9 protein-coding genes, 1 tRNA gene and 1 pseudogene are annotated in these 13669 nt (G+C 65.9%); 5 read left to right on the top strand and 6 right to left on the bottom strand.

The annotated features are described in order from the left end of the window. The first annotated feature begins 16 nt into the window (after positions 1-16). Positions 17-1942 (top strand): DNA primase, encoded by a 1926-nt coding sequence (gene dnaG / locus MAAFP003_RS18165; RefSeq protein ID WP_096289085.1) that lies wholly within the window; start codon positions 17-19, stop codon positions 1940-1942. On the opposite strand, the gene MAAFP003_RS18160 is transcribed toward dnaG, so the two are convergent. Further along, on the bottom strand, positions 1917-2195 hold the full coding sequence (locus MAAFP003_RS18160) for a hypothetical protein (protein ID WP_096289083.1): 279 nt from the start codon (positions 2193-2195) through the stop codon (positions 1917-1919). The genes dnaG and MAAFP003_RS18160 overlap by 26 nt on opposite strands. 175 nt (positions 2196-2370) lie before the next feature. On the opposite strand from MAAFP003_RS18160, the gene MAAFP003_RS18155 reads away from it, so the two are divergent. Both MAAFP003_RS18155 and MAAFP003_RS18150 read left to right on the top strand, forming a co-directional pair. Beyond that, positions 2371-2443, top strand: a tRNA-Asn gene (locus tag MAAFP003_RS18155). 195 nt (positions 2444-2638) lie between these two features. Beyond that, positions 2639-2935, top strand: coding sequence for a DUF3349 domain-containing protein (locus MAAFP003_RS18150; RefSeq protein ID WP_341477099.1), 297 nt, complete (start codon positions 2639-2641; stop codon positions 2933-2935). A gap of 8 nt (positions 2936-2943) precedes the next feature. Here MAAFP003_RS18150 and MAAFP003_RS18145 read toward each other — a convergent pair whose 3' ends face one another. From MAAFP003_RS18145 to MAAFP003_RS18125, 5 genes and pseudogenes are all read right to left on the bottom strand, one after another. Then, entirely contained in the window at positions 2944-4590 is a 1647-nt protein-coding gene (locus tag MAAFP003_RS18145; RefSeq protein WP_096289079.1) for an NAD-dependent malic enzyme, read from the bottom strand. Positions 4591-4676: 86 nt separating this feature from the next. After that, positions 4677-5363, bottom strand: coding sequence for a serine O-acetyltransferase (gene cysE / locus MAAFP003_RS18140; protein WP_096289077.1), 687 nt, complete (start codon positions 5361-5363; stop codon positions 4677-4679). A gap of 2 nt (positions 5364-5365) precedes the next feature. Further along, on the bottom strand, positions 5366-6298 hold the full coding sequence (gene cysK, locus MAAFP003_RS18135; RefSeq protein ID WP_096289075.1) for a cysteine synthase A: 933 nt from the start codon (positions 6296-6298) through the stop codon (positions 5366-5368). A gap of 486 nt (positions 6299-6784) precedes the next feature. Next, on the bottom strand, positions 6785-7051 hold the full coding sequence (locus tag MAAFP003_RS18130) for a hypothetical protein (protein WP_096289073.1): 267 nt from the start codon (positions 7049-7051) through the stop codon (positions 6785-6787). A gap of 101 nt (positions 7052-7152) precedes the next feature. After that, positions 7153-11296 (bottom strand): annotated as a pseudogene (locus MAAFP003_RS18125) (bifunctional nitrate reductase/sulfite reductase flavoprotein subunit alpha). A 321-nt stretch (positions 11297-11617) separates the two neighbouring features. Here MAAFP003_RS18125 and MAAFP003_RS18120 point away from each other — a divergent pair. Continuing rightward, complete coding sequence (locus tag MAAFP003_RS18120) at positions 11618-12106, top strand: LppP/LprE family lipoprotein (protein ID WP_423790910.1); 489 nt, start codon at positions 11618-11620, stop codon at positions 12104-12106. 78 nt (positions 12107-12184) lie between these two features. Next, positions 12185-13666, top strand: coding sequence for a nitrate/nitrite transporter (locus tag MAAFP003_RS18115; RefSeq protein ID WP_103175414.1), 1482 nt, complete (start codon positions 12185-12187; stop codon positions 13664-13666). Positions 13667-13669: the final 3 nt, after the last annotated feature.

Genomic DNA, 13669 nt, shown 5'->3' with positions numbered 1-13669 from the left:
GTCCTAGACTGAGCCGATGGCTGGCCGGATCTCCGATCGTGATATCGCCGCCATTCGTGAACGCGCCCGCATCGAGGAAGTCGTCGGCGATTACGTCCAGCTGCGCCGGGCGGGAGCCGACTCGCTGAAGGGGTTGTGCCCCTTCCACAACGAGAAGTCCCCGTCGTTTCACGTCCGCCCCAACCACGGCCACTTCCACTGCTTCGGCTGCGGTGAGGGCGGCGACGTGTACGCGTTCATCCAGAAGATCGAACATGTCAGCTTTGTCGAAGCCGTCGAACTGCTCGCCGACCGGATCGGCCACACCATCACCTACACCGGCGCCGCGGCCACCAACGTGCAGCGCGATCGCGGCAGTCGCAGCAGGCTGATCGCGGCCAACGCCGCCGCGGCCGAGTTCTACGCGGCGGAGCTGGAGTCCGACGAAGCGGCGCCGGCGCGCCAGTATCTGAAGGAGCGCAACTTCGACGCCGAGGCCGCACGTCGCTTCGGCTGCGGATTCGCGCCGTCGGGCTGGGAGAAGCTGACAAAGCATTTGCAGCGCAAGGGTTTCGAGTTCAAGGAGCTCGAGGCCGCGGGCCTGTCCCGGGAGGGGCGCCGGGGGCCGATGGACCGCTTCCACCGCAGGCTGCTGTGGCCGATCCGCAGCTCGGCCGGTGAGGTGATCGGGTTCGGGGCCCGGCGGCTGTTCGACGACGACCCGATGGAAGCCAAGTACGTCAACACGCCCGAGACGCTGCTGTACAAGAAGTCGTCGGTGATGTTCGGCATCGACCTGGCCAAGCGCGACATCGCCCGGGGACACCAGGCCGTCGTCGTCGAGGGCTACACCGACGTGATGGCGATGCATCTGGCCGGGGTGACCACGGCGGTCGCGTCGTGCGGCACCGCGTTCGGCGACGAGCATCTGTCCATGCTGCGCCGGCTGATGATGGACGACAGTTTCTTCCGCGGCGAATTGATCTACGTTTTCGACGGCGACGCGGCCGGCCGGGCGGCCGCGCTCAAGGCCTTCGGCGGCGAGCAGAATCTCGCGGGGCAGTCGTTCGTCGCGGTCGCCCCCGACGGAATGGATCCCTGCGATCTACGGCTGGCGTCCGGTGACGGCGCGCTGCGTGACCTGGTGGCGCGACGAACTCCGTTGTTCGAGTTCGCCATTCGCACGGCGATCGCCGAGTTCGACCTCGACAACGCCGAGGGAAGAGTCGCCGCGCTGCGTCGCTGTGTGCCGATGGTGGGCCAGATCAAGGACTCCACGCTGCGCGACGAATACGCCCGCCAGCTCGCCGGCTGGGTGGGTTGGGACGATGTCGCGCAGATCATCGACCGGGTGCGGACCGAGGCCAAGAAATCCAAGGTCCCGACGGCCCGGCCCGGGTCGGCACCGAGTCCGCGCCGCGGCGCCGACGCGCCGGCCCCGAGCGCTCCGGTCGACCGTGCCGCCGGACGCCCCGACCCGCGCGACCCGACGTTATGGCCACAGCGCGAGGCGCTCAAGTCGGCGTTGCAGTACCCGGCGTTCGCCGGCCCGGTGTTCGACACGCTGACTGTCGAGAGCTTCACCCACCCCGGGTATGCGGCCGTGCGCGCGGCCATCGACGCGGCCGGCGGCACGTCGACCGGCATCACCGGCGCGCAGTGGATCGACACGGTGCGCCGCCAGACCACCTCGACCCTGACAGCCGGACTGATCAACGAGCTCGGCGTGGAGGCCGTCACCGTCGATGACGAGAAGCTGCCCCGCTACATCGCCGGGGTCCTGGCGCGCCTGCAGGAAGTCTGGATGGGCCGCCAGATCGCCGAGGTCAAGTCCAAGCTGCAGCGCATGTCACCGATCGACCAGGGCGACGAGTACCACGCGTTGTTCGGCGACCTGGTTGCTATGGAGGCGTACCGGCGCAGCCTGCTGGAGCAGGCTAGCGGCGACGATCTGACGGCGTAAGGGCCTCGTCGGCCGGCCGCTCGACCTCCCGCCGCACGACGGCCGTCTCGTTGTCGATCTCGGCCACGGTGACGAAACCCGCGTCGGGCGAGATGGTGTTTGCGATCTTGCGCCGCCCCCCTTCGATCATCGACCGGGCCATCGGACTGCTGGTCAGCGCGCGATAGGTACCGACGAGCTGCTCGTACCGGCGACGGCCGGCTTTCGAGCCCAGCACGTAGCCCAGTCCGAGCACGACGACATAGCGGATCAAAGCGTCCCTCCCCACGCGGTGCGGATGGGTCCATCCTGCCTCACTCGGCGCAGTGCGTGCGCGTCCGATCGGTCTAGCTGGGCGCGCACGGCCGCCCGGCGAACTTGGGCGCGGCCGTGCCAGTACGCTAGAGTCGTCCAGCGATCCGCGCCAGATTCCGCGCGGGCCAGGTTAATCCCCTGTAGCTCAATTGGCAGAGCATTCGGCTGTTAACCGAAGGGTTGGTGGTTCGAGTCCACCCGGGGGAGCGGGCAACGGCGCATCTCCAGTCCAGCGTGCTCGGGAGCGCCAGCAACAGGGGGCTCGACATCCATGGTTAGAAATTTGACCTGTGTACAGAGCATGGTGCGTTTACGTCACCGTCAGTTAAATAGCGATGCGTACGGTTGGCCCGTCTCACTCGTGTGTGTCCGCACATGACGGCAGGAGGGTGGTGTCGGGCGGTGCCGTTGACCGGATTGGTAACCACATTCGACGCTGTCATTCGCGCCGGCTACCCGCACGGCGTGCCGTACGCCGACTACGTCCCGCTGTTGGCGCTGCTGCGGCGGCGCATGCCCGACAACGCGGTGGCCGCGGTGGCGACCCACGTCGCGGCCCGCGGTGAGCTCAACATCGATGCCTGCGACATCCAGGCGGCGATCACCCGCGTCGCGGCAGAACTGCCCTGCGCGGCCGATCTCGAACGCGTCCAGGGCCGGCTCGCGGCGATCGTCGGATTGACCCAACAGCCCGCGTAGTCACCCGCCTAGTCGTAGCTGGGACGCCACATTGTGTCGAGCGCGACTTGGCGGGGGTCGTCATGTGTTCGGGTGGCGACCCCGTCGGCGACGGCGGCGTGATAGACGGCCTCGGCGACCGCAGACGAGATGGCGCACAAGTTCTGCACATCCGGCAGCAGTGAGTCCCCGATTTTCGCTGGGCTAGCCTGTCCCGCAATGGCTTTCGCGGCCGCATGCAACATGGCCGGGGTCAGCCGCCGTGCTCCGGCCACGATGATGCCCAGCCCGAGCCCGGGGAACACCAGCACGTTGTTGGCCTGGCCGATGGTGTAGGTGACGCCGTTGTATTCGGTTGGGGCGACCGGGGTTCCGGTTGCCACCAGCGCCCGGCCATTCGACCACGCCAGCACGTCGGCCGGCATGGCTTCCATCCGTGAGGTCGGGTTGGACAGCGGGAAGATCATCGGGCGTTCGCAGGACGCTGTCATCGCCTGCACGACCTCGCGGGTGAATGCGCCGAAAACGGTTGAGCATCCCAGCAGCAGCGTGGGGGAGGCCAATTTGATGGCCTCGATCAGACCGATTCGTTCGTCGGGCGCCACGCCCAACTGTTGACGATTCTTGGCGTAGGGCACCTGGAAATCGCGCAGGTCGTCCATGTCGTCGAAAAGCAAGCCCTGCTTGTCGATCGCCCAAATCGCAGACGTGGCCTGCTCGATACTGGCGCCGTCGTCGACCATCGCGTCGCGGATCTGATCCGCGACACCGATTCCGGCGGTTCCGGCGCCGAACACGATCGTCTTCTGCTTTCGCAGCGGCACCCCGGTGACATGCGCTCCGCCGTGCGCGGCGGCCACCACCACGGCGCCGGTACCCTGCACGTCATCGTTGAACACGCAGTAGTCGTCGCCGTAGGTCCGCAGGATCTTGCGCGCGTTGATCGGCCCGAAGTCCTCGAAATGCAGGATGGCGTTGGGGAACAACCGGTTGGCGGTTTCGATGTAGCGCTTGATGAAGTCGTCGTATTCACCGCCTTGGCGCCGCGCGTGGCGATTGCCCAGATAGTACGGATCCTGCAGAAGCTGTTCGTTATTCGTGCCGACATCGAGTGACACCGCGATACAGCGGCGTGGATCGATACCGCCGCCGGCGGTGTAGAGCGCTAACTTGCCTACCGCGATTTGAATGCCGCCGACGCCCCAGTCGCCGATGCCCAGGATGGCTTCGGCGTCGGTGCACACGATCAGGTCTACGTCGTCGGCTCCCAAGCCGAACGTTTGGAACGCGTCGGCGATCTCGTCGGGTTCGTCGATGCTCAGAAACAGGCCGCGCTGACCGCGGTATTCGTCGGAGAAGCGTTGAATGGCCTCGCCGACCGTGGGTGTGTAGACCACCGGCATCAGCTCGGGTAGGTGATCTTCGAGCACCTTGTAGTACAGCAACTCGTGACGGTAGTGCAGCTGCTCGAGCAGCAGATTACGCCCGAGATCCGTTGACATGCTTTGCAATTGGTGCCACACCCGGTCGGCTTGCTGTTCCAGAGTGAGCACCGCCGACGGAAGCCGCCCGGTCAGCCCGAGCCGCCGCCGCTCTTCGTGCGTGAAGCCGACGCCACGGTTGAGGCTGGGCGAGGACATCGCTATTGGAATCCGCGGCACGTGGCCGTCGCTCATCGGAAGCCTCCGTTGTCGAGTCGGTACGTCAGTCACGGTAGCGCTGATCGCGGTAAACGGATCTTGAAGAGCAACTGAAGGCCGCGTCAGATGGAGAAGTCCTCACCGTGCCACACCCCGGCTTCGGGGGGCCTGATCATCCGGCCGTTCTCGGTGTCGTCCCCACTCGCGGCCTCGAGCCGGGCCACCCGGGTGAGCAGGGACTGCAGGCTGACCCCGACCAGATCGGGCATCAGTGCGTCGTCCTCGTGGCCGCGGGCCAGGCGGGTGACGACCTGACCGGGAACGCCGACGACGACGGAGCTGGTCGGTACCTCTTTGACGACGACGGCATTGGCGCCGATCCGGCTGTCGTCACCGATTTTGATCGGGCCCAGGACCTTGGCACCGGCCCCAATGATCACGCGGTCACCGATCGTGGGATGGCGTTTGCCGAGATCCGCGCCCGTGCCGCCGAGGGTGACGCCGTGATAGATCGTGACGTCGTCTCCGACCTCCGCGGTTTCCCCGATCACGATGCCGGTGGCGTGGTCGATGAACAGCCCCGAGCCCAGAATCGCGCCCGGGTGGATCTCGACCCCGGTCAAGATGCGGGTGAGTTCCGCCAGTGCGCGCGCGGCCAGCCGAGCGCCACGGTTCCATAGTTGGTGGCTGATCCGATGACCCCAGATCGCGTGCACGCCGGGATAGGCGAAGATGACCTGCAGCGTGGTGGGCCTGGCCGGATCTCGCTCCTTGGCCGCCCGGATGTCGCGCCGCATGGTTTCGAACATGACTAGTCCGCCACATCCGCGAAAAGCGGCGTACTCAAATATCGTTCGCCGAAGGACGGCAACACGACGACGATCAGCTTGCCGGCGTTCTCCGGTCGGCGGGCCACTTGCAGAGCGGCGGCGACGGCCGCACCCGACGAGATGCCGACCAGTAGGCCCTCCTCGCGGGCCAGCCGTCTTGCCAGGTTAATCGAGTCGTCATTGCCGACGGTGATGATCTCGTCGACCAGATCCAGGTCGAGCACCGGGGGAATGAACCCGGCGCCGATGCCCTGAATAGGGTGCGGGCCCTTCTGACCGCCAGACAGCACCGGCGACGCGGCCGGTTCGACGGCGACGAATTGCACCGAGGGCTTGCGCTCCTTGATGACCTGCGCGACTCCCGTGATGGTGCCGCCGGTGCCGACGCCCGCGACGAAAAAGTCGATCTTGCCTTCGGTGTCGTTCCACACCTCTTCGGCGGTGGTCTTGCGGTGGATCGCGGGGTTGGCCGGGTTCTCGAACTGCTGTGGGATGAAGTACCGCTGGTCGGTTTTGGCCAGTTCCTCGGCCTTGGCAATGGCGCCCGGCATGCCCTCGGCACCTGGGGTCAGGATGATTTCTGCGCCATAGGCGCGCAACACCTTGCGCCGCTCGACACTCATCGTCTCGGGCATTGTCAGCACCAGCTTGTAGCCGCGCGCCGCGGCCACCATGGCGAGGGCGATCCCGGTGTTTCCGCTCGTCGGCTCGAGGATGATGGTGTCCGGCCTGATCAGACCGGCTTCCTCGGCCGCGTCGATCAGGGACACCCCGATGCGATCCTTGACGCTGCCCGCCGGATTGAACGATTCCAACTTGGCGACGACGTCGGCGCGCGCGCCGTCGGCGACCCGGTTCAGCCGGACCAGCGGTGTATGTCCGACGAGCTGCGTGATGTCCTCGGCGATGCTCATGACACTTCCTCCACGATATCGATGTAAGATCCGTCAGCCGGGCTGGTGATGTCGGATATGCTGCACATCAACGGGATTGGCACTTGGAATAGTCCTATGAGTCCGGATACGGCGGTTGCCTGGTTGGGGTTCATCGGTGATCGCAAAAGGCCTTTTCGTGCTGTGATTTCTAATGAGCAAGAATGCGCCAAGAAATCAACGACAGCAGCAACAACAACAGTCCACAGCTGGGCGGCGCGTGAGGACAAGGCGCGGCTGTATGGCCTGATGCATAGGCACCACTATAGGGCACGGCGCATAGCCCCAGTTCAGGTCGCTGGCGTCGGGCTCCTTGTTGAAGGTTAGTGAAGCTTCGCGCCTACGGTATCGGCGTGCGGGCAGTACCTACGACCGATGAAATATTAACGGCGACAAGCGATCTGACCGATCAAGGGGGGCGGGAGCGGTCGCGGAGGCGACTGGCTTCGGCGAAGGCCGGCCCGCGTGCTACCCGGCGTGGCGCCGATCGTCGCTCAGCCACTCACGCGGGTGACTCGCGCCGGAGTCGAGCAAGCCGTTTTCGGTGGCGGCCTCAGCGTCGTTTGCGTCGGTGCCGTTTCTGAGCGCGCACCAACGCTTCCGCAACAGGTGCTGCGCGTAGACCTTGTCGCGCTGGGCGTAGGAGAACGCGAAATCCAGGTTGATCGGCAGTCCCGCCCACGCAACTTCACCCGTCGGTAATTCCTGGTCACCGAGGTGTTCGTCAGTCGCCATGCGGGCACCCCTTCATCGAGTACGCACCTGTTGTTGAGCACATGGTGCGACAGCGATGTTTCGGCCACGCTTGTCCGGCGTTTCCGCCGTATTACGAAGTCCTAGTAGACGTCGCGGTGGTAGCGCTTGTCCGCGCTGAGCGACTGGACGTAGTCCTTTGCCTCGTCCAGGTCGAGGTTGCCATGCTCGGCCGCGATGTCGCACAGCGCGCGGTCGACGTCTTTGGCCATCGGGTCGGCACTGCCGCAGACATACAGTTGGGCGCCGTCCTGCAGCCAGCTCCACAGCTCGGCCCCACGCTTGCGCATCAGGTGCTGGACGTAGACCTTCTCTTGCTGGTCCCGGGAGAACGCCAGGTCCAGCTCGGTGAGGAGCCCGTCGGCGTGCATCTTCTCGATCTCGTCGCGGTAGTAGTAGTCGGTCTCGGCGTGTTGTTCGCCGAAGAACAGCCAGTTGGGCCCGGTGTGGCCGAGGGCGCGGCGCTCCTGCAGGAAGCCGCGGAACGGCGCGATGCCGGTTCCGGGGCCGATCATGATCATCGGCGTCTCTGACTCACTCGGCGGCCGGAAATTGCTCGACGGCTGTAGGTAGACAGCCACGCGATCACCGGGGGAGCGGTCGGCAAGGTAGGTCGAACACACCCCGCGGCGGGGGACGCCCTGGAAGTTGTAGCGCACCGGAGAGACGGTCAGGTGAGCTTCGCCCGGGCATTCCTTAGGGCTCGACGAGATCGAGTACAGCCGCGGTTGCAGGCGTTTGAGGACGCGCAGCCACTCATGGGCCGACGCGTAGACCGGCAGCTGGGCCAGCAGGTCGATGGACTGGCGCCCCCACGTCCAATTGCTCAGGGCGGCTTTGTTTTCCGGTCGCAACAGTTCCGCGAGTTTCGGGTCACCGGTGCGCTCCTGCACGAACCGCACCAGGTCCCGGCTGATGTGGGCGATCTCGATTCGCTCGGTGAGCGCGGAACGCAGCGACATCAGGCCGTGCTCGCCGACCTCGACCGGCGTCTGCCCGTTCAGTCCGGTGACCGACAGCCATTCGTCGACCAGCTGGTCGTTGTTGCGCGGCCACACCCCGAGCGCGTCGCCCGCTTCATAGCTAGCGGCCTCGTCGGAAACGTCGAAGACGATCTGGCGCACGTCTTTTGCGGAGTTCGGCCCGCTGAGGGTGATGTTGCTGATCATGTCGGTGACCAGCGGGCGCTTCTTGTTGTAGGCGGGCGCCTGGGGGCGGGCCGCCGGACGGGGCGCGGACGTGGCGCACTGCGCTCATCCACCCGGCGGCGGCCTCCTCGTAGTCGGGTTCGCAGTCGACGCGGTCGACGATCCGGGTCGCGCCCAGCTCCGCCAGCCGCTCGTCGAGCTTGCGCCCGTAACCGCAGAAGTCGTCGTAGTTGGAGTCGCCCAGGGCCAACACGGCGTAGCGGGTGCCGGGCAGCCGCGGTGCGCTGTCGCCGGTTAGCGCGCGCCACAGTGCGGCACCGTTGTCGGGGGCGTCGCCGTCGCCGGTGGTGCTGGTGATCACCAGCAGTTCCCGCGTGGTGGCCAGATCGGCCACCGGGAAGTCGTCCATGCTGTGCGAGGCGACCTGCAGCGACGCCTCCGCGAGCTGGGCGACGCAGTCGGCGGCGAGTTCTTCGGCATTGCCGGTCTGCGACGCCCACAACACCACAACCGGAGCCTGCTTCGGTTCTGCCGCAGTTACCGGGGCGCCGGGCGGGCCGGCCGGTTCCTGTGCGGCGGGGGAGACCGGGGTGAAAGCCGGCATCGACGGCGGTGCCTCGGTACGAGCGAACATCCCCGCGAGCAGACCGTCCACCCATAGCCGGGTGTTGGCGTCGAGTGGGGCGTTGAGCGGCAGGGTGGGGACCCCGGCCGTGCGGCGGCCGGCCTCCGAGCGCAGTCCGGCCAGCACCCCGGCCAGATAGGTGCGGCCCAGCGGACCCAGCTGGGGAGCGGGTTCGTTTGCGACACCGAGGATTTCCGCGAGGGCGTCCACCTGTGACACGCTGATTTCCATAACTTCCGTGGGAGCGGGCTCTGCTGTGCCGGTGGCCAACGAAGGCTCGGGCTCTGCGTCGGATTCGGCTGTGCCGGCAGCGATCTTGGTGACGGTAATCGCGCACGCCTTGAACTCGGGCTGGAAAGACACCGGGTCCACGGCGTCGTTGGTGACCGCGTTGATCGACAAGTATTCGCCGAACGCGTCGTTCCAATGGAAGGGCGCGAAGCAGTTGCCCGGCCGCACCCGGTCGGTGACCACGGCAGGAAGCACGGCTCGCCCACGGCGCGAGGCGATTTCGACCTGGTCGCCATCGGCGATCTCGAGCCGCGCGGCGTCGTCCGGGTGGATTTCGACGAACGGTCCCGAGTTGAGTTTGTTGAGCTTGGCCACCTTGCCGGTCTTGGTCATCGTGTGCCATTGGTGGGGGAGACGACCGGTGTTGAGCAGGAACGGGTAGTCGTCATCCGGCATCTCGTCGGGCGACAGGTGCGGCCGGGCGAAGAACATCGCCCGGCCGTTCGCGGTGGGGAAAGCCAACCGTGGCACGGTGCCGTCCTCGCGCACCAGCTGATTCTGGCTGACGCCGTCGTTGCGGTAGCGGATCGGGTTGCGGTCATCGGCGCCATCGGGCGGGCACGGCCACTGCAGCGGAGTCTGCCGCAGCCGGTCATAGCTCGCACCGCGCAGGTCGTAGCCCGTCTTGGGATTCCAGAACCGCTTGATCTCCTCGAACACGTCCTCGGCGGAGTCGTAGCTGAAGGAATCCGAAAAGCCCATCTCGCAAGCGATTCGGGCGATGATCTGCCAGTCCGGCATCGCCTGTCCGGGCGCTTGCACGGCCGGCTGGAACAGCGTCAGGTTGCGCTCGGAGTTGATCATCACGCCCTCGGACTCCGTCCACAGGGCGGCGGGCAGCAACACGTCGGCGTAGCCGTTGGTCTCGGTCTCGAGGAAGGCGTCCTGCGCGATCACCAGCTCGGCGTTCTCCAGGCCGGCCAGCACGGTCTTCCGATTGGCAACGCTGGCAACGGGATTGGTGCAGATGATCCAGCAGGCTTTGATCTCGCCGTTGGCCATGCGGGAGAACATGTCGACGGTGCCGGTACCGACCTCGGTGCGCAGCGTTCCGCGGGGGATGCCCCACTGGTCCTCGACAAAGTCGCGATCGGCCGCAGAAGTCACCACGCGCTGGCCCGGCAGACCCGGCCCCATGTAACCCATTTCGCGGCCGCCCATCGCATTGGGTTGCCCGGTGAGCGAGAACGGGCCGCTGCCCGGCTTGCAGATCGCCCCGGTCGCCAAGTGCAGGTTGCAGATCGCATTGGTGTTCCAGGTGCCGTGGGTGCTCTGATTGAGCCCCATCGTCCAGCAGGTTACGAAGTTCTCGGCTTCGCCGATCCAGCGGGCCGCGGTCCGGATGTCGTCGGCGGGGATGCCGGTGGTCTTGCTGACCCGCTCCGGCGTGAAGTGTTCGAGGAAACTCGGCATCTCGTCCCAGCCCTCGGTGAACTCGGCGATGAATTCCGGGTCGGTGTAGCCGTTTTCGACGATCAGGTGCAGCAGTCCGTTGAGCAGAGCGAGGTCTGCGCCAGACGAGATCTGCAGGAAGAGGTCGGCCTTTTCCGCGGTCGCGGTGCGGCGCGGGTCGACGACGATAAGCTTGGCGCCGGCCTTGACCCGATCCATCATCCGCAGGAACAGAATCGGATGGCAGTCGGCCATATTGGCGCCGATGACGAAGAAGACGTCGGCCTTCTCGAAATCCTGATAGGACCCGGGCGGCCCGTCCGCGCCCAGCGACAGCTTGTAGCCGGACCCCGCGCTGGCCATGCACAGTCGCGAGTTCGACTCGATCTGGTTGGTGCCGATGAACCCCTTGGTCAACTTGTTCGCGAGGTATTGCGCCTCCAGCGACATCTGGCCGGACACGTACAGGGCGAAGGCATCCGGGCCGTGCTCGTCGATAATGGCCCGCAGCTGCGTGGCGGACCGGGTGATCGCGGCGTCGATGTCGATCCGCGCCGGGGATTCGCCACGGTCGGCGCACCAATACGCCGAATCCATCCGGCCCGATGCCGCCAGCATGTCCGCGGTCGTTGTGCCTTTGGTGCACAGGCGGCCGAAGTTGGCCGGGTGGCTTTTGTTTCCAACAGATTTCGCAACGTGACGGCGGTCGCTGTCCGGATCGGTTGTGATCTGCAGCACCATGCCGCAGCCCACGCCGCAGTAGGCGCACATGCTGTTCACGGTGTCTTGACCGTGGTCTGCAGCCACGCCTACGACCTCCTTCCGGGCGCGCACGGGTCTATCCGCTAAATCGTGCGACAAGGATGTTTCGGCATCGGGCGTCCGATGTTTCCGCCGTTTTACGGCTTGATCTCACCGGCTCCGGACGCAAATGTGAGATGTCCGGGAAATCCACCGTCAAGCGCGTAGCCGCAGGTCAGCATTGATCCGCGACTGGGGCCAGATTACCCACGGATCCTTCGGAATTTCCCCTCAGAACAGGGGTTCCGACCAAACAAATGGCACATTCACAGTTTTCGCTAAGCTCACAATGTGCGTCGTCACTTTGTGATTTTTCTGGCTTTCTTGGCAGCGTCTTGCGGCGGAAAACCAACGGCACCGCCGGCGTCGTCGCGAGCGGACACGTGCAAGGAGGCCGACGGGCCGAGCGCGGCGACCGTGCGCCAGGCCATCGCCGCCGTTCCGATCGAGGTTGCCGGGTCGAGTTGGGTCGAGATCGCTCGCGGGCACACCAAGAATTGCCGGTTGTACTGGGTGCAGATCATCCCCACCATTGCCAGCGAATCGACTCCCCAGCAGCTGGTGTTCTTCGACCATGCCCGGCCATTGGGTACGCCGACGCCAAACCCCAAGCCGTACATCACGGTGTTGCCCGGCGGCGACAACGATGCGGTCACGGTTCAGTACCAATGGCAGACCGGGAACGAAGAGCCTTGTTGTCCCAAGGGAATCGGCACCGTTAAGTTCCACATCGGGCCCGACGGCACACTACAAGCACTAGGCAAGATTCCGCACCAATAGGTCTACCGCACATCATGTTCCGACATTCCGCCGCATTGGGTCTTGGTATCGAAGGGATTACGGTGCCCGCACTAGGCGATGCTTCCAGTACTTCTACAGGAATCCACCAGCGATTTCGGGCCCAATTCCCGAGCCAACTTGCTTCGAACGGTCAAGCGAGTGGGTAGCTCACGTCACCTCTCGCATTGGGACGCAGAAGATCTCGAGGCATGGGAGGCGGGCGGCAAGACCATCGCGCGGCGCAACCTGTTCTGGTCCGCGATGACCGTGCACCTCGGTTATGCGATATGGGCGCTCTGGCCGGTTATGGCTCTGTTCATGCCCCGAGACGTGTATGGCTTTTCCGCCGGCGACAAGCTGCTGCTCGGTGTCACCGCCACCCTGGTCGGGGCATGCCTGCGGCCGACGTACGCGGTGGCAACGGCGATCTTCGGTGGCCGCAACCTGGCCATGTTCTCGGCCTTCGTCCTGGTGGTCCCGGTCATCGGGGCGATGGTGCTGCTGGCTCATCCGGGGCTGCCGTTGTGGCCGTACCTGGTGTGCGCGGCCCTGTCCGGCATGGGTGGCGGCAATTTCGCGGCCTCGGCGAGCAACGCCAACTCCTTCTATCCACACCGGCTCAAGGGCGCGGCGCTGGGGCTCGCCGGCGGGATCGGCAATCTCGGCGTGCCGGTGATCCAGATAGTCGGGCTGGTGGTGATCGCCGCCGCGGGCGACCGGCAGCCGTACTGGGTGTGCGGCCTGTACGTGGTCCTGTTGATGGTCGCGGGCATCGGCGCCGCGTTCTTCATGAACAACGTCGCCCAGCACCGGGTGGAGCCCGGCCGGCTGAGATCGATGCTGTCCGCGGTGCTTTCCACGCGCGACACCTGGCTGCTCTCGCTGCTCTATCTCGGCACCTTCGGAACGTTCATCGGGTTCTCGTTCGCGTTCGCCCAGGTACTGCAGACCAGCTTCGTGGCCGGCGGGCAGACTAATTCCCAGGCCGCCCTGCATGCCGCCGAACTGGCCTTCATCGGACCGCTGCTGGCCGCGGTGTCCCGCATCTACGGCGGCCGGCTGGCCGACCGCCTCGGCGGGGGCCGCGTCACCTTCGTGGTGTTTGTCAGCATGGTCGTGGCCGCCGGGCTGCTGATCACGGTCGGCACCATCGAGGATCCGCACGCCGGGCCGGTCAGCCGCTCGGCGATGGCGGGCTATGTCACCTGCTTCATCGCCCTGTTCACTTTGGCCGGGCTGGGCAATGGATCGGTCTACAAGATGATCCCGACCATCTTCGAAACGTGCAGCCGGAACCTGGAGATGGACGAGGCCGACCAGCGACAGTGGTCCCGCGTGATTTCGGGCATCGTCATTGGTGTCGTCGCCGGCGCCGGGTCCTTGGGTGGCGTCGGGATCAACCTCGCGTTGCGCCAGTCCTATGTCAGCACCGGCACGATGACGTCGGCGTTCTGGATCTTCCTGGCCGTCTATGTCGCTGCCGCGGTGCTGACCTGGGGCAGGTACGTGCGGCGCCCGCTGAGCTTGCGCAGCCTTGCCGATGCGGTCGACGCCGGTTGAGCC

Origin of the sequence: Mycobacterium ahvazicum (assembly GCF_900176255.2) — a bacterium.
Taxonomy (GTDB): Bacteria; Actinomycetota; Actinomycetes; order Mycobacteriales; family Mycobacteriaceae; genus Mycobacterium; species Mycobacterium ahvazicum.
Note: the sequence above shows the minus strand (reverse complement) of the source record. Positions and strands in the feature narration are given on the sequence as shown.

What these genes read in the sequence shown, in the direction of transcription:
- dnaG (WP_096289085.1), top strand. Translation starts at nt 17, where the DNA reads ATGGCTGGCCGGATCTCCGATCGTGATATCGCCGCCATTCGTGAACGC.
- MAAFP003_RS18145 (WP_096289079.1), bottom strand. Translation starts at nt 4,590, where the DNA reads ATGAGCGACGGCCACGTGCCGCGGATTCCAATAGCGATGTCCTCGCCC.
- cysE (WP_096289077.1), bottom strand. Translation starts at nt 5,363, where the DNA reads ATGTTCGAAACCATGCGGCGCGACATCCGGGCGGCCAAGGAGCGAGAT.
- cysK (WP_096289075.1), bottom strand. Translation starts at nt 6,298, where the DNA reads ATGAGCATCGCCGAGGACATCACGCAGCTCGTCGGACATACACCGCTG.
- MAAFP003_RS18130 (WP_096289073.1), bottom strand. Translation starts at nt 7,051, where the DNA reads ATGGCGACTGACGAACACCTCGGTGACCAGGAATTACCGACGGGTGAA.
- MAAFP003_RS18115 (WP_103175414.1), top strand. Translation starts at nt 12,185, where the DNA reads ATGCTTCCAGTACTTCTACAGGAATCCACCAGCGATTTCGGGCCCAAT.